The sequence below is a fragment of the Guyparkeria sp. TX1 genome (assembly GCF_046523965.1).
In the GTDB taxonomy this organism is placed as follows: Bacteria; Pseudomonadota; Gammaproteobacteria; order Halothiobacillales; family Halothiobacillaceae; genus Guyparkeria.
Map to the genome: position 1 here is coordinate 1655839 of NZ_CP144142.1, position 19376 is coordinate 1675214.

21 protein-coding genes are annotated in these 19376 nt (G+C 63.1%); 13 read left to right on the forward strand and 8 right to left on the reverse strand.

What is annotated here, in order from left to right; translation table 11 throughout:
* The first annotated feature begins 6 nt into the window (after positions 1–6).
* Both pdxJ and acpS read left to right on the forward strand, forming a co-directional pair.
* On the forward strand, positions 7–771 hold the full coding sequence (gene pdxJ / locus VWP12_RS07760; RefSeq protein WP_410473664.1) for a pyridoxine 5'-phosphate synthase: 765 nt from the start codon (positions 7–9) through the stop codon (positions 769–771).
* 26 nt (positions 772–797) lie between these two features.
* Positions 798–1172, forward strand: coding sequence for a holo-ACP synthase (gene acpS / locus VWP12_RS07765; RefSeq protein ID WP_410473665.1), 375 nt, complete (start codon positions 798–800; stop codon positions 1170–1172).
* Here acpS and VWP12_RS07770 read toward each other — a convergent pair.
* Positions 1162–1857, reverse strand: coding sequence for a YoaK family protein (locus tag VWP12_RS07770; RefSeq protein ID WP_410473666.1), 696 nt, complete (start codon positions 1855–1857; stop codon positions 1162–1164). The genes acpS and VWP12_RS07770 overlap by 11 nt on opposite strands.
* Before the next feature lie 157 nt (positions 1858–2014).
* On the opposite strand from VWP12_RS07770, the gene rpsF reads away from it, so the two are divergent.
* The 5 genes from rpsF (at position 2015) to alr (ending at position 5955) form a co-directional block, all read left to right on the forward strand.
* Positions 2015–2425: a 30S ribosomal protein S6 gene (gene rpsF / locus VWP12_RS07775; RefSeq protein ID WP_125198601.1), complete on the forward strand. Its 411-nt coding sequence runs from the start codon at positions 2015–2017 to the stop codon at positions 2423–2425.
* A 19-nt stretch (positions 2426–2444) separates the two neighbouring features.
* Entirely contained in the window at positions 2445–2669 is a 225-nt protein-coding gene (gene rpsR / locus VWP12_RS07780; RefSeq protein WP_125198602.1) for a 30S ribosomal protein S18, read from the forward strand.
* A gap of 35 nt (positions 2670–2704) precedes the next feature.
* Positions 2705–3160 (forward strand): 50S ribosomal protein L9, encoded by a 456-nt coding sequence (gene rplI / locus VWP12_RS07785; protein WP_125198603.1) that lies wholly within the window; start codon positions 2705–2707, stop codon positions 3158–3160.
* 276 nt (positions 3161–3436) lie between these two features.
* Entirely contained in the window at positions 3437–4861 is a 1425-nt protein-coding gene (gene dnaB / locus VWP12_RS07790; protein WP_125198604.1) for a replicative DNA helicase, read from the forward strand.
* Positions 4861–5955 (forward strand): alanine racemase, encoded by a 1095-nt coding sequence (alr, locus tag VWP12_RS07795; RefSeq protein WP_410473667.1) that lies wholly within the window; start codon positions 4861–4863, stop codon positions 5953–5955. Before dnaB ends, alr begins: the two co-directional genes overlap by 1 nt.
* Before the next feature lie 83 nt (positions 5956–6038).
* On the opposite strand, the gene VWP12_RS07800 is transcribed toward alr, so the two are convergent.
* Entirely contained in the window at positions 6039–6590 is a 552-nt protein-coding gene (locus tag VWP12_RS07800; protein WP_410473668.1) for a hypothetical protein, read from the reverse strand.
* Between the two features lie 133 nt (positions 6591–6723).
* On the opposite strand from VWP12_RS07800, the gene VWP12_RS07805 reads away from it, so the two are divergent.
* Both VWP12_RS07805 and VWP12_RS07810 read left to right on the forward strand, forming a co-directional pair.
* A complete protein-coding gene (locus tag VWP12_RS07805) occupies positions 6724–7764 on the forward strand; it encodes an aldo/keto reductase (RefSeq protein WP_410473669.1) in 1041 nt (346 codons plus the stop codon).
* A 12-nt stretch (positions 7765–7776) separates the two neighbouring features.
* Positions 7777–9240 carry an NAD-dependent succinate-semialdehyde dehydrogenase gene (locus VWP12_RS07810; RefSeq protein WP_410473670.1) on the forward strand — a complete coding sequence of 488 codons (1464 nt, stop codon included), beginning with the start codon at positions 7777–7779 and terminating at the stop codon, positions 9238–9240.
* 75 nt (positions 9241–9315) lie between these two features.
* On the opposite strand, the gene VWP12_RS07815 is transcribed toward VWP12_RS07810, so the two are convergent.
* Positions 9316–9975: a putative metalloprotease CJM1_0395 family protein gene (locus tag VWP12_RS07815; protein WP_410473671.1), complete on the reverse strand. Its 660-nt coding sequence runs from the start codon at positions 9973–9975 to the stop codon at positions 9316–9318.
* 242 nt (positions 9976–10217) lie between these two features.
* On the opposite strand from VWP12_RS07815, the gene VWP12_RS07820 reads away from it, so the two are divergent.
* The 3 genes from VWP12_RS07820 to VWP12_RS07830 all read left to right on the forward strand — a co-directional run bounded on the left by VWP12_RS07820 (position 10218) and on the right by VWP12_RS07830 (position 11821).
* A complete protein-coding gene (locus tag VWP12_RS07820) occupies positions 10218–10559 on the forward strand; it encodes a YqjD family protein (protein WP_125198610.1) in 342 nt (113 codons plus the stop codon).
* 56 nt (positions 10560–10615) lie between these two features.
* A complete protein-coding gene (locus tag VWP12_RS07825; protein ID WP_125198611.1) occupies positions 10616–10831 on the forward strand; it encodes a phage holin family protein in 216 nt (71 codons plus the stop codon).
* A 354-nt stretch (positions 10832–11185) separates the two neighbouring features.
* Positions 11186–11821, forward strand: coding sequence for an exopolysaccharide biosynthesis protein (locus tag VWP12_RS07830; protein ID WP_158611754.1), 636 nt, complete (start codon positions 11186–11188; stop codon positions 11819–11821).
* Positions 11822–11878: 57 nt separating this feature from the next.
* Here the strand turns inward: VWP12_RS07830 and VWP12_RS07835 are convergent, their stop codons facing one another.
* On the reverse strand, positions 11879–14140 hold the full coding sequence (locus VWP12_RS07835; RefSeq protein ID WP_410473672.1) for an Orn/Lys/Arg decarboxylase N-terminal domain-containing protein: 2262 nt from the start codon (positions 14138–14140) through the stop codon (positions 11879–11881).
* 264 nt (positions 14141–14404) lie between these two features.
* Here VWP12_RS07835 and VWP12_RS07840 point away from each other — a divergent pair, with 264 nt between their 5' ends.
* Positions 14405–15034, forward strand: a complete 630-nt coding sequence (locus tag VWP12_RS07840) for an exopolysaccharide biosynthesis protein (protein WP_410473673.1) — start codon at positions 14405–14407, stop codon at positions 15032–15034.
* On the opposite strand, the gene VWP12_RS07845 is transcribed toward VWP12_RS07840, so the two are convergent.
* The 4 genes from VWP12_RS07845 to VWP12_RS07860 form a co-directional block, all read right to left on the reverse strand.
* Positions 15029–16204, reverse strand: coding sequence for an MFS transporter (locus tag VWP12_RS07845; protein ID WP_410473674.1), 1176 nt, complete (start codon positions 16202–16204; stop codon positions 15029–15031). The two genes, VWP12_RS07840 and VWP12_RS07845, sit on opposite strands and share 6 nt — an antisense overlap.
* A 119-nt stretch (positions 16205–16323) precedes the next feature.
* Entirely contained in the window at positions 16324–16524 is a 201-nt protein-coding gene (locus tag VWP12_RS07850) for a cold-shock protein (protein ID WP_125198616.1), read from the reverse strand.
* A 647-nt stretch (positions 16525–17171) separates the two neighbouring features.
* A complete protein-coding gene (locus VWP12_RS07855) occupies positions 17172–18050 on the reverse strand; it encodes a D-hexose-6-phosphate mutarotase (RefSeq protein ID WP_410473675.1) in 879 nt (292 codons plus the stop codon).
* A 20-nt stretch (positions 18051–18070) separates the two neighbouring features.
* Complete coding sequence (locus VWP12_RS07860; protein ID WP_410473676.1) at positions 18071–19342, reverse strand: diguanylate cyclase; 1272 nt, start codon at positions 19340–19342, stop codon at positions 18071–18073.
* Between the last annotated feature and the right edge of the window lie 34 nt (positions 19343–19376).

Genomic DNA, 19376 nt, shown 5'->3' on the forward strand with positions numbered 1-19376 from the left:
AAGACCATGACCAATCGCGTCACCGCCCAATATCCCTTGCTCGGTCTGAATATCGATCACGTCGCGACCCTGCGTCAGGCGCGCGGGACGCGCTATCCCGATCCGGTGCATGCCGCCTTGCTCGCGGAGCAGTCGGGGGCCGACAGCATTACCCTGCACCTGCGCGAGGATCGTCGACACATCCAGGATCATGACGTGGCAACCCTCCGTGACCTGCTGCAGACCCGCATGAACCTCGAGATGGCGGCAACCGACGAGATGATCGAGCTGGCCTGCCTGCTTCGCCCCCACGACGTCTGCCTGGTACCCGAGCGGCGCGAGGAACTCACAACCGAGGGTGGCCTGGACGTGGCCGGTCAGATCGACCGCATCCACGCGGCCTGTGACCGGATGGGCGAGGCCGGCATTCGCGTGTCTCTGTTCGTCGATGCGGACCCGCGACAGATCGACGCGGCCGTGGCCTGCGAGGCGCCGGTGATCGAGATTCACACCGGTCATTACGCCGATGCGACCGATGATCACGCCGTCGCCGAGCAGCTTGAACTGATCCGCCAATGCGCCCGTGATGCTGCCGACGTCGGCCTGGCAGTCAATGCCGGCCACGGGCTGCATTATCACAACGTGGCGGCGATCGCGGCGATCGAGCAGATCGAAGAGCTCAATATCGGCCACGCCATCATCGCCCAGTCGGTGTTTTCCGGCTTGCCGGCGGCCGTGCGCGAGATGAAGACGCTGATGCACGCGGCCCGCTTCGGTCGTTCCGCAGGCTGACACGGATTGGGCCGGACACTGCTTACATGATTCTGGGGATCGGCACCGACCTGGTTGAGATCGCTCGTATCGAGGCGGCACTCGGACGCCACGGCACGCGGCTGGTGGAACGTGTCCTCGGTCCGGTGGAGCGTGAACGGGTGCCGGAACGCAACGCAGCCCCGTGGATCGCCAAGCGCTTTGCGACCAAGGAGGCCGTCGCCAAGGCCCTGGGCACTGGGTTTCGGGATGGCTTGCGCTTGGTCGATATCCAGACCGGGCATGACGAGTACGGTCGCCCGAGCGTCTTGCTCGACGGCAAGGCACGTGACCGTTTCGAACGGATGGGCGGGTTGTCGGTCGACTTGTCGGTCAGCGACGAACGTGCCTACGCACTTGCCTTTGTCGTGATCAGTGGTTGATGGCCTTTCGCCGCTGGCGTTGATACAGGGTGTCAAAAACGGCGATCGTGGCAGTGGCGGCGGTTGGAATGAGCAGGTTATTGGTGGTCCCCAGCGGCCCCTGAGCGAACACCGCCACGCTCCCGCCGGTGACATAACCCCCGAGTAGCGTCAGCAAAAGCCACCCTTGCCATGACCAGGCCCGTCGACGGATCAGCCGTGCCAGGTACACGCCGAGATCGGTGGCGATGCCGGTGACGTGAGTGGTGCGTATCAGCAGGCCTCGGTAACTGGCCACCAATGCGTTCTGCAGGCCACAGGCAATCGCGGCTGCCGCCAGGGCAGCGATGGCTTGACCGAGAACGACGCCGATGACGGCGGTCGCCAGGAGCAACGATTCCAGCCCGAGGGCCCAGGCATACCGTGAGCTTTCCGGGAATGGCCTTCGTCCGATCAATAGCCCCGAGAGGGTGGCCCCACCGATGAATCCGGACAGGATGATCACGGCGGTGAACATCACCATCGGGTCGGCCAGCGCCATTCCTTCACTCAGGTGGGAAGCCATGCCGGTCATCTGGCTGACCGGCAGGCCGAAGGCCATCAGCATGACGCTATTTATGTGACCGGCAAGGCCGGCCATGACGAAGGCGATCAGGAATGCCTTCGCTGGGGTGGATCCGTTCGTCGCGCGGGGTGGGTAGGGCATGTCGGTTGCTGTCTCATGATGGGGACGAGGCGTCGAGGATAATCAGATGATAGCCCTTGATGTGGCCGTTGAATGGCCGTAGAATCCGCCGCTTGTTTCTCCTGCCTGACCGTTCCGCATGCGGCAGGCTGCCTTCAATCCACAGGAGTTTTGATCCATGCGTCATTACGAAATCGTCTTCATGGTCCATCCGGACCAGAGCGACCAGGTCCCGGCCATGATCGAGCGCTACCGCGGCATCATCGAAGCTGCGCAGGGCACGGTCCATCGCCTTGAGGACTGGGGTCGCCGTCAACTGGCCTACCCGATCAAGAAACTGGTCAAGGCGCACTACGTCATGCTGAACGTCGAGACCGACCAGGAAGCCCTGGCCGAGCTCGAGGAAGCGTTCAAGTTCAACGACGCCGTTCTGCGCCACATGACCATCCGTTGCGACGAGGCCTACACCGAAGCCTCCCCGATGATGCAGGAGCGCGAGGCCGAGCGCCGTCCGCGCCGTCGTGACGATGACAACAAGCGCGAAGAGCGTCGTGACGACGACAAGAAGTCCGACGACTCCAGCGAATAAGTTTCAAGAGGTTTGATCCATGGCCCGTTTTTTCCGTCGCAAGCGTTTTTGCCGTTTCACCGCCGAGGGCGTGAAGCACATCGACTACAAGGACATTGACACCCTGCGTCAGTACGTCACCGAAACCGGCAAGATCGTGCCGAGCCGTGTGACCGGTACCAACGCCCGTTATCAGCGTCAGCTGCAGACCGCCATCAAGCGTGCGCGCTTCCTGGCCCTGCTGTCGTACACCGACCGTCACTGATCGCGTCCGTCCCGAGCGTCTAGGAGTCAATATCCATGCAAGTAATTCTGTTGAGTAAGGTCGAGAACCTCGGCTCGCTGGGCGACGTGGTCCGCGTCCGCCCGGGTTACGCCCGTAATTTCCTGATCCCGTACGGCAAGGCCAAGCCGGCCACCAAGGCCAACATGGAAGAGTTCGAAGCGCGCCGCGCCGAGCTCGAGAAGAAGGCCGCCGATGAGCTGGCTGCCGCCCAGGCCCGTGCCGCCAAGATTGGTGAAGAAGCCAGCGTCACCATCCCGGTCAAGGCCGGCGCTGAGGGCAAGCTGTTCGGCTCGGTTGGTACCGATGAAATCGCTGACGCGGTCAACGAAGCATTCGGTGTCGAGATGGAGAAGCGTGAAGTGCGGATGCCGGAAGGTGCCCTGCGCGCGCTGGGTGAGTTCCCGATTCAGCTCCACCTGCACTCGGAAGTCGACGTCGAAATCAACGTCGTGGTCGTTCCGGAGCAGTAATCCGGTCGATCGGTCCTCACGGTCGCCTAGCGCCCGTGAGAGCGCCGCCGACAGTACGGCAAGGCCCGCCCTCATTGAGGCGCGGGCCTTTCTTTTGCCCACAGCAAAGAGAAAATGTGCCGCTTTGGGATCAGGGAACCGGCCTCGATCCGCGTGGTCAACGTCGGACGCAGGGCGTATCATCGACCCTTCCATCGGGGGAGTCCCAACCGGCCGCCATGACGACCGTGGTCGGATGTCCCCTTGCGCCGTCACACCCTCTGGTACACGAGATACATGTCACTCCCGGACTACGATTCCGACAAGCCCAAACCCCGTCGCAGCGCGAATTCCACGGTGGGCTCACCGTTGGCCTTGCGGGTGCCACCGCATTCCCAGGAGGCCGAGCAGGCCGTGCTCGGTGGGCTGATGCTCGATCCGCTCGCCTTCGAGCAGGTGGGTGACAAGCTCGCGGCCCCGGATTTCTATTTCCACGACCATCGGTTGATATTCCAGGTGATCGGAGAGTTGGCCGAACGCAGCCAACCCTTCGACGCGATGGTGGTTTCCGAGCGCCTCAAGACGCTGGAAAAACTTGAGGACATCGGCGGGAACGATTACCTGGCGGCCCTGGTCGATTCGGTTCCCAGTGCAGCCAATATTGCCGCCTATGCCGAGATCATCCGTGAGCACTCGCTACTGCGCCAGTTGATCGAGGTCGGTACCGAGATCTCCCGCAAGAGTTACCAGACCGAAGGGCAGACCGCTTACGACGTGCTGGAACTGGCGGAAAAGCAGATCTTTGCCATTGCCGACGAAGGGTCGCGGACCCGGCGCGGCTTTCAGAGCATCACGGATCTGTTGACCGTGGCCATGGACCGCATCGCCGAGCTTTACGAAAACAAGGGCGAGGTGACTGGGCTTAGTACCGGTTTCAGCGACCTCGACGACATGACCACCGGGTTGGGCAAGGGGGATCTGGTGATCGTCGCCGGGCGCCCCTCGATGGGAAAAACCACCTTCTCGATGAACATCGCCGAGAACGTGGCCTTGTACAGCAAGAAGGCCGTTGCCGTCTTCTCGATGGAAATGCCGGGCGACCAGCTTGCCGTGCGGATGCTGTCGTCGCTGGGCCGGATCGATCAGACCAAGGTGCGTACCGGTCGTCTGGAAGACAGTGACTGGCATCGGATTTCCGGGGCGGTGGGCCAACTGAGCCAGACCAAGATCTTCATTGACGATACGCCGGCGCTTTCGCCGTCCGATCTGCGTTCGCGTGCGCGGCGGCTCGCACGGGAAGAGGACCTTGGCCTGATCGTGGTCGACTATCTCCAGCTGATGCAGGTGCCGGGCTCCAAGGAGAACCGGACCACCGAGATCTCGGAGATCTCGCGCTCACTCAAGGCGGTGGCCAAGGAGCTCAACGTGCCGGTGATCGCGCTCTCCCAGCTCAACCGTTCGCTCGAGCAACGACCCAACAAGCGCCCCGTCATGTCCGACCTGCGCGAATCGGGCGCGATCGAGCAGGATGCCGACATCATCATGTTCATCTACCGGGAAGAGGTCTACGAGCCGGATACCGAGAAGAAGGGCATGGCCGAGATCATCATCGGCAAGCAACGTAACGGCCCGGTGGGCACGGTGCCGATGACCTTCCGCGGTCAGAATACCCGGTTCGAGGACTTCATCAGCCCTGAGAGCGTTCCGGAAGCCTACCGGTGATGCGGCGCGCGCGATTGCTGATCGATACCCGGGCGATGCGACACAACCTCGAAGTGGCGCGGGATGCCGCCGGCACACGATCGATCTTCGCCGCGGTCAAGGCCGACGGCTACGGCCACGGGCTTCTCACGGCCGCGCGGGCGTTCTCTAAGGCCGAGACCGACGGGCTGGCCGTGGCGACGCCGGGGGAGGGCATCGCGCTGCGGGAGGCGGGGCTGTCCGAACGGATTTTGGTCCTTCAGGGCGCGCTGACCACCGAGGAACTGGAAGCGGCGGCTGCCCGTTCGCTCGATCTGGTCTTTCACGAGATGGCGCAACTCGATCTCTTGGAAAGCCACGCCCCGTCTTTACCGGCCGGACGCATTCGAGCGTGGATCAAGGTGGACACCGGGATGCATCGTGAGGGGTTGGTGCCCGAGCAGGTGCAATCAGCCCGCGATCGGTTGTCGGTCAGTCCGGCGGTCGGGGGAACGATCGGCCTGATGACTCATTTTGCCCGGGCCGACGAGCCGAATGGTTCGGCCACCGACGAGCAAATCGAGACGTTTCGTGCCGTTGGCCGAGACTGGTCGGGTGAGACGAGCCTGTGCAATTCCGCAGCACTGCTGGGCGCGAGCACGGCGGGTGGCGACTGGGTGCGCCCGGGCATCATGCTTTATGGCGGCAACCCGTTCATTTTCGGCGAGGCGGCCCAGTATCGTCTGCAGGCCGCCATGACCCTCAAGACGGTTCTGGTGGCCGTGCGCCAGGTCCCGCGCGGCGAGCCCATTGGCTATGGGGGGCGTTTTGTGGCCCCGGAGTCGATGCCGGTGGGACTGGCGTCGGTCGGCTATGGAGATGGATATCCGCGCCACGCGCCCGATGGCACACCGATCCTGGTCAATGGCCAGCGCAGCCAGGTGATCGGACGGGTCTCGATGGACCTGGTCACGGTGGATCTGCGTGGTATCGAGGCGCAGGTGGGTGACGAGGTGGAGTGCTGGGGAAGCGGATTGCCGATCGACCAGGTGGCGCAGGCTGCCGGCACCATCAGCTACGAGTTGATGTGCCAGGTCAGCGGACAGTTGCGATCCGAGGCAACGATTCTGGACTAGTTATCGCCGGCTGGGTCGGCCGCGCGTACGCGGCCGCGGCGGGGAAGACGGATGGGGCCGGTTGGCCATTCCCTTTCCCGGCTTCAGCCCTGGCCCTGTTCACGTTGGGTCAGTGCCACCAGGGTGCGTTCGACCAATCCCGCCTGGGCGTTCTCGTGGCTCTCGATGAGTGCGTCAAGCCGTCGTTCGCCTTCCACGATGGCAACGAAGGCATGCGCCGTCGAGCCCTGAATGCCGGCCGCCCGAGCCGCTTCGCGCATCTCGTTCAAGGCCGCCAGGGCGTCGCGCTCCCCCCAGGTGGCGGCGAGGATCAGGGCGGCAATCTGTTCGGCGGCTTCGACTTCGGCCTGTTCAGCGACGTGGTGCAACCACCGGGGCTCATCCTTGGCCCGGTCGATCGCCGCGAGGATCATGCGATCTTCGTCATCGAGCGTTGACTCGTCGACCGTCCGTCCAGTCAGGCGTCTCTTGAGGGCCTCGGCCAAAGCGCTCCAGCCGTCCTCCCGGTACCGATCGATTGCCAGCATCGCGGCTGTGCCCGCCGTCGGCGTGGCCTCGGGCAAGGTTAGTGCGCTGCTCACGGCCTCGATCAACTCGAGGTGTGCGGCGGCGACCTGACTGGAAACGTCTGTCATCTCGGCTACTCTACTGGGCTGTATTCGTGTGGCTGCATTGGCTGGGCCCAATGAGCCGGGCTTGAAGACATGTCTTGCAACACGCGGCCGCTCACCCGGAGCGGCATCACAGACTAAAGCGCTTGGAGTAACGATGGAATACCGACGACTGGGCAACAGTGGCCTCAAGGTGAGCGAGATCTGCCTCGGCACCATGACCTTTGGCGAGCAGAACACGGAGGCCGAGGCACACGAACAACTCGACCACGCGGTCGCCTCCGGGATCAATTTCATCGACACCGCCGAGATGTACCCGGTGCCTCCGCGTGCGGAGACACAGGGGCGGACGGAAGCGTACGTCGGTTCGTGGCTGCGCAAGCAGCGGCGTGACGAACTGATCATCGCCACCAAGATTACCGGGGCAGGGCGTGCCAGCCTCAATCATGTCCGTGGTGGCCCCCGCGTGACGCGAGAGCAGGTTGGGCAGGCCATCGATGACAGTCTGCAACGATTGCAGAGTGACTACGTCGATCTCTACCAGATTCATTGGCCCGATCGGTACGTCCCCAAGTTTGGCCAGGTCTATTACGATCCCGACGAACGTTGGGAGAGCGAATCGATCGATGCCCAGTTGCGGGCGCTCGGCGAGCAGGTCGAGGCCGGCAAGGTCCGTTACTTGGGGTTGTCGAACGAGACGCCCTATGGCGTGATGGCTTTCGTTGAGGCCGCGCGCCGGCATGGCCTGCCGATCGTCACCTCGGTACAGAATGCCTACCACCTGATGAACCGGACCTTCGAAACCGGTGGCCTGGCCGAGGTCTGCAACGAACTCGATGTGGCGCTGTTGCCCTACAGTCCGCTGGCCTTCGGTCACCTGACAGGCAAGTACCTGGACGATCCCTCTGCCCCGGGGCGAATCACGCGATTCCCGGATTTCGGCCAGCGTTACGAAAAGCCCAATGCCGCCGCTGCCACGCGCGCCTACGTCGATCTGGCTCGGGAACACGGTCTGTCTCCGGCGCAGATGGCGATCGCCTTCACCCTACGTCGCCCCGAGGTGGCTGCCACCATTATCGGTGCCACCACGCTGCGCCAGCTGGAGGAAAACATCGCCGCGGCGGATGTGTCACTCTCGTCGGAACTGCTCGACGCGATCGATGCGATCGACGCCCGCTACCCGAACCCCACGGTCTGAAGGGAGACGACCATGAACGACGATCTGATTGCATCGCTTGCCGGTGATCCGTTGTTCCGCGAGGCCTGCTTTATCGACGGGCAATGGATTGCACCCGAGAATACGGAACGACAGGCGGTTACCAACCCCGCCAACGGGGCGCAGATTGGCACGGTCCCCCGGCTGGGAGGCGAGCACACCCGGCAGGCGGTCGAGGCGGCCAACCGGGCCTGGCCGGCCTGGCGGGAGCAGACCGCCGAGGCGCGTGGCGCGATTCTGTACCGCTGGTACGAGCTGATGCTGGAGCATGAACAGGCGCTGGCGCGGATCATGACGATCGAGCAGGGCAAGCCGTTGGCCGAGTCGGCCGGCGAGATCCGCTACGCGGCCTCGTTTCTCAAGTGGTTCGCAGAGGAGGCTCGGCGTGCGTATGGGCGAACCATTCCGCCAGCCAAGGCCGGGCAACAGATCGTGGTGATTCGACAACCGATCGGCGTCTGTGCGGCGATCACGCCCTGGAATTTTCCTTCCTCGATGATCACCCGCAAGGCCGCCGCGGCGCTCGCGGCCGGTTGTCCGATCATAGTCAAGCCGGCCAGCGCCACGCCGTTTTCCGCCCTGGCGTTGGCAGTGCTCTCGGAACAGGCGGGGATGCCGGCCGGGGTGTTCAACGTGTTGACCGGTTCGGCCAGCGAGATTGCCACCGAAATGACGGCCAACCCGATCGTGCGCAAGATTTCGTTCACCGGTTCCACCGAGGTCGGCGGCGCCCTGATGCGCCAGGCGGCCGGGAACGTGCAGAAGATTTCCCTGGAACTGGGGGGCAATGCACCGTTTCTCGTCTTCGACGATGCCGACCTCGACGCCGCCGTGGATGGCGCGATTGCCGCCAAATTCCGGAACACCGGCCAGACCTGTGTGTGCGTCAACCGCTTCTATGTCCAGGATGGCGTATACGATGCGTTTGTCGGCCGGCTGAAGGACCGGATCGAGGGCCTGCAGCTGGGTGACGGCATGCACCCCGATTCCGACGTGACCCCGCTGATCGACAAGGCAGCCGCCGACAAGGTGCTGGCGCAGGTCGAGGATGCGATGGCGCAGGGTGCCACGCTGGTTAGCGGCGGCCGGCGTGATCCCCGCGGCGAGAATTACGTGTTACCGACCCTGCTGACGGAAATCCGCCAGTCGATGCTGGTCATGCGGGAGGAAACCTTCGGCCCACTGGTTGCCGTGTCACGCTTCACAGACGAGTCGGAGGCGATCGAGATGGCGAACGATACGCCTTTCGGCCTGGCAGCCTATTTCTACAGCGAGAACGTGCATCGGGTCTGGCGGGTAGCCGAGTCGATCGAGGCAGGCATGATCGGGATCAACACGGGGCTGGTGTCCAATGCCGCCGCGCCCTTCGGTGGGGTCAAGGCATCGGGCCTGGGTCGCGAGGGTGCGGCCGAGGGATTGGACGAGTACCTGGAGACCAAGTACTTGTTGATGGGATGAGGCCGTTGAGGCCGGTGCGCGATCGCATCGGCAGCGAGACAGGCCGGCCGCGTTCGGATCAAATGGCGGGCTGGCTCAGGCCACCGCATTGAGGTTCGAGCCCGGCACTGCTTGCTCGGCGGTGCGGCGATAGGCGGTGGCCGCGTCGCTGGACTCGCTGGTTGCGGATGAGCGGTCCTCGTCGCCTTCGGCGCCGGTGTCAGTGCGTGACTCGGCTTGGGCACGGTTACGTTCGGCCGTTGCCTGCGCGGCCACGGCGAGATCGGTAGGTGACGGTTCGGCCGGGGCCAGGGCAGCGCGGATCACCTGCGACATCTTCTCCGCGGTTGCTCGCGGATCGTCCGGGACGGGCGTGGTATCGATCTGGACGTCGCCGCCAACCGCGTAGCGTTTACCGTCCGGTCCCTGTTGGTAATCGTAGGAGCCACCGCGCACAAGGTCGCCACCGGCCGCACGATGCGCACTCTCATGGGCACGCACCTCGCGATCACGGGCCTTGAGGTCCGTCAGCATGCGTTGCTCCTCGATCGAGGCCGCGTCGGTCGCCGCGGGCGAGCGTTGCGGCCGTCCCGCCTCGCGCTCGCGCCCGGCAATCGAGGGTGTTTCGGTGCTTGCCGACGACCCTTGCGGTTTGTCGGCTGGCCCGGTGCCGCTTGGTGTCGCGCCAGCCGACCCGCCCGGCACGAACGGCGGGGCAGGCGGCAGGCTGGGCAATGAGGCGGCGATCGGCGTCATGGGCGAGGGCGGGGATCCATTGAGAACAATAGGTTATATCTTCTTCCCGCACGATCTGCAATGGCTGGTGGGCACGAAGGCAGCGATGGTGCCCGGTATAACGATTGGGCCCGAGTTAATGGAACCCCGTGCTGCTGCCGTTGTCCCCCAGATGGGTCCAGGTGAGCCCGGCTTGGATTCGCCCAAACCGACGACTACTCTCTAACGGAGAGTTGGACTTTATTATCAAGAGGATTCGCGACATGGCACAGGCACCACAGAAAGACAGCAACGCCGAACTGGAAGCGGTCAAGGCCGATCTGGCGAAACTGCGTGGCGACATGGGCGACCTGCTCAAGGCCGTCAAGGAGCAGGGTGAGTCCCGTGTGCGGCATGGCGCCGGCCGAGCACGCGACGAGGTCAAGGACGCCTTCGATGAAGGCCTGGACACCCTGAACCGCGGTTACGAGCATGCGCGACAGTACGGCGATAAGCGCGTTGAGGAGGCCGAGCAACTGGTCGGTCGCCACCCGTTGACCTCGGTGGTTGCCGCTTTCGGCGTCGGGTTTGTCATCGCCAAGCTGATCGACGGAGGCCGACACTGAAAGCGCTGACCGATTACGTCCTCGCCCTGACCAATCTGGTCGAGGCTGAGGGGCGGGTGCTCCGCCGACAAGTCGGCCGCGTCGCGGCCGCTGTCGTGATGCTGGGCGTCGTTGGCCTGTTGGCGGTGGTTGCCATCGGGTTGGTGCTCGCCGCGATCTACCATTGGGTTGCCCCGTTTTGGGGGGCGGCCGGTGGTTTTGCGGTGATTGCCTCCGTGAGCCTGCTGATAGCGGCCGTGTTGGGTATCTGGGCCTACCGATGGTTGCGGTGACAACCGGCGCCCGGCGGCTCGAGCAGCGCGCGCGTTTGCACCACCTCGAGCCTGACACGGTTACTCGGCGCGACCTCTCACCCTCAGAGGACTTGCACTGGGCCAAGCTGGCCCTGCAAGACAGCAGTCGACGCCTGCAAAGTGACGCCGAGATGCTTTGGCTACCGGTTGCGGCCGGCGTGCAGCATCATCCGTGGCGAACACTGGGTCTGGCCGTGGCCGCGGGCACGGCCTACGGGTGGCTGGATGATGCGACGCACGGCGCGATTTCTCGTTTTGCTTGGCGTATGTTGCGAACCCGCCTGCTCGGGAGTGGTCTTAGGTTGCGGTAACCACGTTCACGGGGGAGCGGTGATGCCGCAGAACGAAGACCGACCGCTGCCGGGCCAGGAACTGGCACTTGACGAAACACCGCGCAACCTGGGAGATCTGCTGCAGCGGATCGCCGAGGTGGCGTCCGTCCGTGACGAGGTCTATCTCGCCACGATCATGGATGCACTAGGGACCCGTTCGTTCGGCCCGGTCCTTCTCTTGATCGGCGTGATACTAGTCTCGCCCCTGAGTGGCGTGCCGGGCTTGGCGACGGTGTCGGGGATCGGCCTCGCGCTCATATCCTTGCAAATGCTGTGGGGGCGGGAGTCTTTTTGTTTACCTCGTTGGCTGCTCAATCGACACATCTCCAGTGACCGCCTCAGGACTGCACTTCGTTGGCTTGATCGGCCAGCGCGATTCATCGATTGGTGGCTGCGACCGCGATTAACCATGCTCGCCTCTGACAGCGGTGCGATGGTCGTCGCTGGCGTCTGTCTGTTGTTGGGGCTCGTCATGCCGGTAATGGAGTTGGTGCCATTCTCGGTGACGGCGGCGGGACTCGCTTTGGTCACGTTCGGTCTGGCGCTGGTTGCGGTCGATGGCCTGTTCGTCGTTCTTGGCGTGGTTTATCTGCTGACGGTTAGCGCGTTGGCTGTTACGGGACTTGTGGCGTTATGAGACGGTCGCTCGGTTTCTAATGTCGGCGACGTGAATAAGGCGTGCCACATGTCTCAGTCAGTCGGTTCTAACGCAGTCGATAAAGTAGCGAAGGCCCTCTTCCGTTTCCTCGGCCACGAGACCGTGCACATCGGTTTCAAACCCCGGTACCTGTTTGTTGAAGTGGCGAACGAACTTCAAGTACTCCACGATGCGGGCATTGAAGCGCTCGCCCGGGACCAGGAGGGGAATCCCCGGCGGGTAGGGCGTCACCAGTGACGCGGTGACCCGTCCCTCGAGTTCATCGATCGGCACACGGTCGATCTGCTTTCTCGCCATCTTCGACCAGGCATCCGCCGGGCGCATGGCCGGCTGGATATCCGAGAGATACATCTCGGTGGTCAACTTGGCGACATCGTGCTCCCGGTAGACCGCGTGGAGCTTTTCGCACAGATCACGCAGACCCACCCGTTCATAGCGCGGATGCTTGTTGACGAACTCGGGCATGATGCGCCACAGGGGCTGGTTGCGCTGGTACTCGTCCTTGAACTGCTGCAACGCGGTCAGCAGGGTGTTCCAGCGGCCCTTGGTGATGCCGATGGTGAACATGATGAAGAAGCTGTAGAGACCGGCCTTCTCGACCACCACGCCATGCTCGGCCAGATAGCGGGTGACGATTGCCGCCGGGATGCCCCAGTCGTGGAAATCGCCGTCCACGTCCAGCCCCGGCGTGATGATGGTCGCCTTGATCGGGTCGAGCATGTTGAAGCCGGTCGGCACCTGGCCGAAGCCGTGCCATCGGTCGTCCTCGTGCAGCATCCAGTCATCGCGCGTGCCGATGCCTTCTTCTGGAATCGAGTCCGGGCCCCAGACCTTGAACCACCAATCGTCGCCGTACTCGGCATCCACCTTCTGCATGGCCCGGCGGAAGTCCATCGCCTCGAATATGGATTCCTCGACCAGCGCGGTACCGCCCGGCGGCTCCATCATCGAGGCGGCCACGTCGCAGGAGGCGATGATCGCGTACTGCGGCGAGGTCGAGGAGTGCATCAGGTAGGCCTCGTTGAAGACGTCTTGGTCGAAGCGCTCCTGCTTGCAGTCCTGCACCAGCACCTGGGAGGCCTGTGACAGTCCCGCTAGCAGCTTGTGGGTCGACTGGGTGGAGTAGATCACCGAGTCCTCGCAGCGACGCCGGTCGGCACCGATGGCGTGGTAGTCGCCGTAGAAGTCGTGGAAGGCGGCGTGCGGCAGCCAGGCCTCGTCGAAGTGCAGGACCTCGACGAACCCGTCGAGCTCGTCCTTGATCTCCTCGACGTTGTAGAGAATGCCGTCATAGGTCGACTGGGTGATGGTCAGGATCTTGGGCTGCTGATCTTCGGCCTTGCCGGCGAACGGGTGTTCGGCGATTTTCTTCTTGATGTTCTCCTTGGAGAACTCCCGGCGCGGGATCGGGCCGATGATGCCGTAGTGGTTGCGCGTTGGCATCAGGAAGACCGGGATGGCGCCGGTGAGAATGATCGAGTGCAGGATCGACTTGTGACAGTTGCGATCGACCACCACCACGTCACCCGGCGCGACGTTCGAGTTCCAGACCATGCGGTTGGAGGTCGAGGTGCCGTTGGTGACGAAAAAGAGATGGTCGGCATTGAAGATACGCGCGGCATTGCGCTCGGAGGCGGCGACCGGGCCGGTATGATCGAGCAGCTGGCCCAATTCCTCGACGGCGTTGCAGACATCGGCACGCAGCAGGTTCTCACCAAAGAACTGGTGGAACATCTGACCGACCGGGCTTTTTAGGAAGGCCACTCCGCCGGAATGCCCCGGGCAGTGCCAGGAGTACGAGCCGTCGGCAGCGTAGCCGGTCAGTGCGCGAAAGAAGGGCGGGGCGAGCGAGTTGAGATAACTGCGCGCCTCGCGGATGACGTGGCGAGCGACGAACTCGGGCGTGTCCTCGAACATGTGGATGAAGCCGTGAAGCTCCTTGAGCACGTCGTTGGGCAAGTGCCGGCTGGTCCGCGTTTCACCGTATAGGAAGATTGGGATGTCGGCGTTGCGAAAGCGAATCTCCTGGATGAAGTTGCGCAGCTGGACGATGACCTCCAGCGATTCATCCACCGATGCGTTGCCGCCGTGGAATTCCTCGTCATCGATGGAGATGACGAAGGCCGACACCCGTGCCTGCTGCTGCGCGAAGGCGGCCAGGTCCACGTAGCTGGTGACCCCCAGTACCTCCTCGCCCTCGGCACGGATCGCCTCGGCGAGCGCGCGAATGCCCAGGCCGGAAACGTTTTCGGAGCGAAAGTCCTCGTCGATAATGACGATGGGAAAGCGGAAGATCATGGATGGTCAACCTCGGGATCCGCAGGTGGCTGTCTCGGCGAAACCAAAGCCCGTTTGTCGGGTCGGAGAGAATGCCGCGCCAATGGCAAACCCGGGGCAGGGCCCCGGGTGAAAAGATGGGTTCAAGTTTACAACAAATGCCCGCTGGCGCTGCGTCTTGCCGGTACGATCGGCAGCCAGGCCGTCTAAGGTTCCTGGTTCGGGGAGACCCCCATTTCAGGGGCCGGGATAGGTACCGACGTGGTTCAAAGGTAGGTGGCAGCAATGTCCAATTCATCTCAGCACGAATCAGATGCCACGGATGTCGTGGCCAAGGAGCCCGAGGGGCTCGTCGAGCTGCTGCAGTTGTTGGCCAATATCCGTGAGGATGGTGGTTCGATTCGGCTGGGGCGCGTACTGGACATCGTGGGCCGACGCTCGTTCGGGCCAATGCTTCTCCTGGCCGGCCTGATCACGGTCGCGCCGCTGATCGGCGACATACCCGGCGTGCCGACACTGATCGGTATTTTCGTGTTCCTCATTGCCCTGCAGTTGATGCTGGGGCGTGATCATTTCTGGCTGCCGTCGTTTTTGCTTGAACGCCAGATCCGCCGACAGACCCTGCACAAGGTGGTGGTCTGGATGATGCCCACGGCACGATTCACGGATCGCTTTCTGCGTCCTCGGTTGATGTTTCTCGTCAATGGTGGGGCGAGTTACGGGGTGGCCCTTTTGGCCATGCTCGTTTCCCTGATGATGCCGCTCATGGAGTTCATCCCGTTTTCGGCCAACGCCGCCGGGCTGACCCTCACCCTTTTCGGTCTTGCATTAATCGCGCGTGACGGCTTGATCGCGCTGTTTGCCTTTGCGCTGACCGGGGCCAGTGTCGGAGTAATCGTGTGGGCGTTGTTATGACGCCCGGGTTTTGGCAGGCGATCGAGCACCGAGTAAGGGGCGCATTGCTACCACGCCCACAACGGCGCCGGGCAATAGCAGCCAGCTCACGTGCGCGCCGAGGTCTTGCCAAAGACTGGTGGTGATCGGGATGGCCAGGGCACTCAAGCCAAAACCGATGCTGTTCATGATCGCAAGCGCGCTAGCAACCCCATCGGCCGGGGCATGGCGGCTGGCAAGCGCCGAGAACTGGGCCGAGTCGGCAATTACTGCAACACCCCAGATCAACAAGGCCACCAGGGCCAGGCCAGCCGAAAGTTCGGCGAGCCAGGGATAGAACAGGCAGAGCCCGCCGGAGATGGTGAGCGCAGCCACGGCAACCCGGGCGCTACCGAGGTGGCGGCTGAGGCGGCCCGCCGCGACGCAGCCGATGGCACCGATTCCGATCACCGCAAAGGCGAGCAGGGAGAGCGTCGTTGTCGAGCCTTCCGGGTAAAGCCCTCCAATAAATAGGGGGACGAGTACCCAGAAGGCGTAAAGCTCCCACATGTGGCCGAAATAGCCCAGTGCCGCGGCGCGGAATCCCGGTTGGCCGAAGGCCCGGAAGACGCCACCCCATTGCAACCGCGTTGAGCGCTTGAGATGCGGCCCGTCGCCGAGCCATGCGATCACCATGCCGCCCAGCAACGCCAGGCCCGAGGCAAACGTGATCACCCACGGCCAGGCCAGCCCCAGGCTTAAACCTTGTAGAAGATGCGGTGTGGCCGTTCCCAGCGTCAGCATGCCGACCAGCCAGGCCAGAGCCTCGCCGCGACGCTTCGGCGCCCAGCTGACGATCAGCTTCATGCCCACCGGATAGATGCCGGCCAGGGCGAATCCGGTGAGAAACCGGTAGAGCGTTGCCGCCGCCAAGTCCTGCGCAAGCCAGGCCAGCGCGAGATTGGCAATGGCGCCCGTGATTGCCGAGACCAGGAATACCCGGCTTGCGGCGAATCGGTCAGCCAGTCCGGAGACGGCGAACAACAGGGTGCCCAGGATAAAGCCCAACTGCACCGCGGCGGTGAGCATGCCGAGGTCCGCCGGTGAAAGAGCCCAGTCGCGCATCAGCGCATCGCCAACCCCGTTGGCACTGAACCAGAGCGACGTGCCAAACAGTTGGGCGAGGACGATAAGGGGGACGGGACGAATCATGGCCAGTATCGTACCGGCAAGCGGTTGGCTACGGTGGGCGCACCGGAAATGTTTTGCACCTGACAACGAAAAAACCCCGCACGAGGCGGGGTTTTGCTATCGACCGGGTTGGGTCCAGATTAGATCTGGACGTTTACCGCGGCCGGACCCTTCTGGCCTTGCTCGACTTCGAAGGTGACGGTCTGGCCTTCGGCCAGCGACTTGAAGCCGCCGCCCTGAATGGCGCTGTGATGGACGAAAACGTCCTTGGAGCCGTCGGAAGGAGCGATGAAGCCAAAGCCTTTTTCGTCACTAAACCACTTAACGGTGCCTGTAGCCATGATGGATACCTCTGATGCTATGCATGTGCATATATTTGAATGAAAACGAGGGGATGCTGAAGGACTGCAAAAGCGTCAGAGAACTGCAAATCGTAGCGGGGTAATACAAACTGGAAAATTCAATCTGTGGTCCTGCGGGGTTCGAGCCTGGTGCAATTGAGGAGTCCTTATCCGATTCCTCTCGGGAAAGCGTTCTTTCGTTTTCCCGGAACGCATTATCCCGCGTTCGCCTCAACAAACCATAGTTTTTTCGCAAAAAATGCGATTCGTGATGCTGTCTCAAGCGCGGGGAGAGCGACGCATGGCGATAAAGGCGACGTTTTCCCCGACGTAGCGCACATTTAGCCTCGTTTGACCGCTGAAAGTTTTTTGCTTCGAGTAGCCTAAACAGTTCGAATCCTGGCGCTAGGATCGCAACTATTGCGGTTTTGCGGGGCAAAAACGGCCTGCGGGCATCCTCGATGCGTCCCGAAAGCAGCCCCGTCTCGCCGCTAATGGGACATCGAGCGAGGCGCAGGGCACCGTCGATAAATGACCCTATCGCGTTGGTCGCGCTTGCCTTATCTGTCAGGTAGGGAGGGTGGAGTCCAGCGGCTCAACCCGGGACAGGCCGCGTTCGAACGCGCGCCGCCCTTCGGGCGCCGGCATTACGGGTTGCCGGTGGTCTTCTCGGTATGAATCGTCGTGGAGAGTGTGTGGCGCTCGCCGGGGCGGAGTGGGTAGCGATTGTCGATGGCGTTGCCCGTTTCCACGCAAAGCATCTCGCACCAGGCCTCATCGGGGATGTCATCAAAGCTCCGCGCCCCGTCGGGGCCGGGGTTCCAGACCACGGTGCTGGCGCTCCCGGTCTTTTCGATATGAATGCGTCGCCGCGGACCGTTTATTACCGCCTCGCCCAGGTGTTGGAAGTACACCCGGTCGATTGGAGGGTGAATCTGCAGCGGGTCCGACTGGATCCCGCGGGTGCCGCCCTCCTGCTTGTCCCAGTAGGTCAGGCCTTTCAGGCCGTCGACGCGAATGCCGCGAGCATCCTCAACGCGGAAATAGCTGTGCAGTGCCTCGGAGAGTGCCCATTCCTGATCGCTACGGTTTTCCGCAGTCAGTTCGAGATGCAGACGGTCGTCGAGGATGACCGTGAGTGTCAGGTTAAAGGCATGCGGCCAGATGCGCCGGGTGGTCTCGTCATCGCTGATGGTGAATACCGCGAGGGCCTGGTCTTCATCGTGGCTCAAGCGTTCGACCTGCCAGGTCATGTGTCGGACGAAACCGTGGGCACTCAACGACGAATCGCTGGGGTGGGCGCCAAACCAGGGCCAGCACACCGGGATGCCGCCGCGGACGGGGCGACTGCCATCCAGTCGGGAGCTCGGGCTCAACCACAGCACCTCGTTGCCGTCGCTATCCCGGTAATCGACCACGGTTGCCCCGAAGCAGGAGACCGTGGCCCGCCCGTGGGGAGAGACCAGCTCGACGGTCTCGAGCTCGCCGAGGCGGGAGGGGTAGGCAGCGGTTGCGGAAGGATTCATGGCTAGGTCTCCTGGAATCGTCAGGTACTTCTCGGGCCGACTACCCGGTCGCGCCCCTGTTGCTTGGCGAGATAGAGTCGTTGGTCGGCGAGTTGCACGGATTGTTCCGGCGTCGAGTCAGGCTCCAGGGCCACCACGCCGAAACTTGCCGTAACGCGGCCAACTTCGGGGAATTCGGCGTCATGGACACGGCAGCGCAGTTTGTCGGCCAGGAGCGTCGCGGCGTGTTCGTCGGTGTCGGGCGTGATCAGCATGAACTCCTCGCCGCCCCAGCGAGCGAAGCTGTCCGTGGTGCGAATGTGGTCGCTGACCAGGCGAGCGAAGCGCGTCAACACGGCATCTCCGCAAGGATGACCGAACTGGTCGTTGATCTGCTTGAAGCGATCGATGTCGATCATGATCAGCGCGGCCGGGTGACCGTAGCGCTGCACCCGCTCATGTTCGTGGGCAAGGATCTTTTCGAAATGCATCCGGTTGATCAGGCCGGTCAGCATGTCGGTGGTCGCCAGTCGCTTGAGTTCATCCTCGGCACGCACGCGATCAGTGATGTCCTTGCCGATGGACACGTAGCCGGTCAGATCGCCACGTGCGTCCCGGACCGGCGTGATGGTCTCTTCCATGTGGAGCAGCTGGCCGTTCTTCTGCTTGTCGATGAAGGTGTCACGAAAGACATCACCGCGATCGAGGGTGTCCCAGAGGCGTTGATAGAAGCTGCGGTCATGCATGCCGGACTGGAGCATGCGGGGATTCCTGCCACGCACTTCCTCACGGCTGTAGCCGGTGTGTTCCTCGAAGGCGCGATTGACGTCGAGGATGTGGTTGTCTCGATCGGTGATTACCACGCTGTCACTGCTGGCATCCAGCGCGTAGACCAGCATCTGGCGGCGCTCGTGCTCACGGGTTTCCACGCTGATGTCGCGTTGGACAGAAACGAAGTGGGTTACGGTGCCGGCCTCGTCGCGCACCGGCGAAATGCTCCATTCGACGTCGTAGGCGGTGCCGTCCTTGCGGTAATTCACGCTGCGCGCCGAGAACCGTTCTCCGGCCGCCAACGTGGTCCGCAGCCGGTCGAGCATCGGACGGTTGGTGGCCTTGCCCTGGAACAGGCGTGGCGTCTCGCCGAGGACCTCCTCAAGCGGATAGCCGGTCATCGACAGGAAGGCCGGGTTGGCATAGACGATCTGCGGGCCGGGGCGATCGAGTTGGGCCGTGGTAATCACCACGGCGTCAAACGACTGTTCCACAGCGGCCTGAAGCAGTCTCAGGTAGTCGAGATCGTGCATGGTGGCCATTAGCTCAACGAGTGGGTGGGCGGCCGGTAGCCGG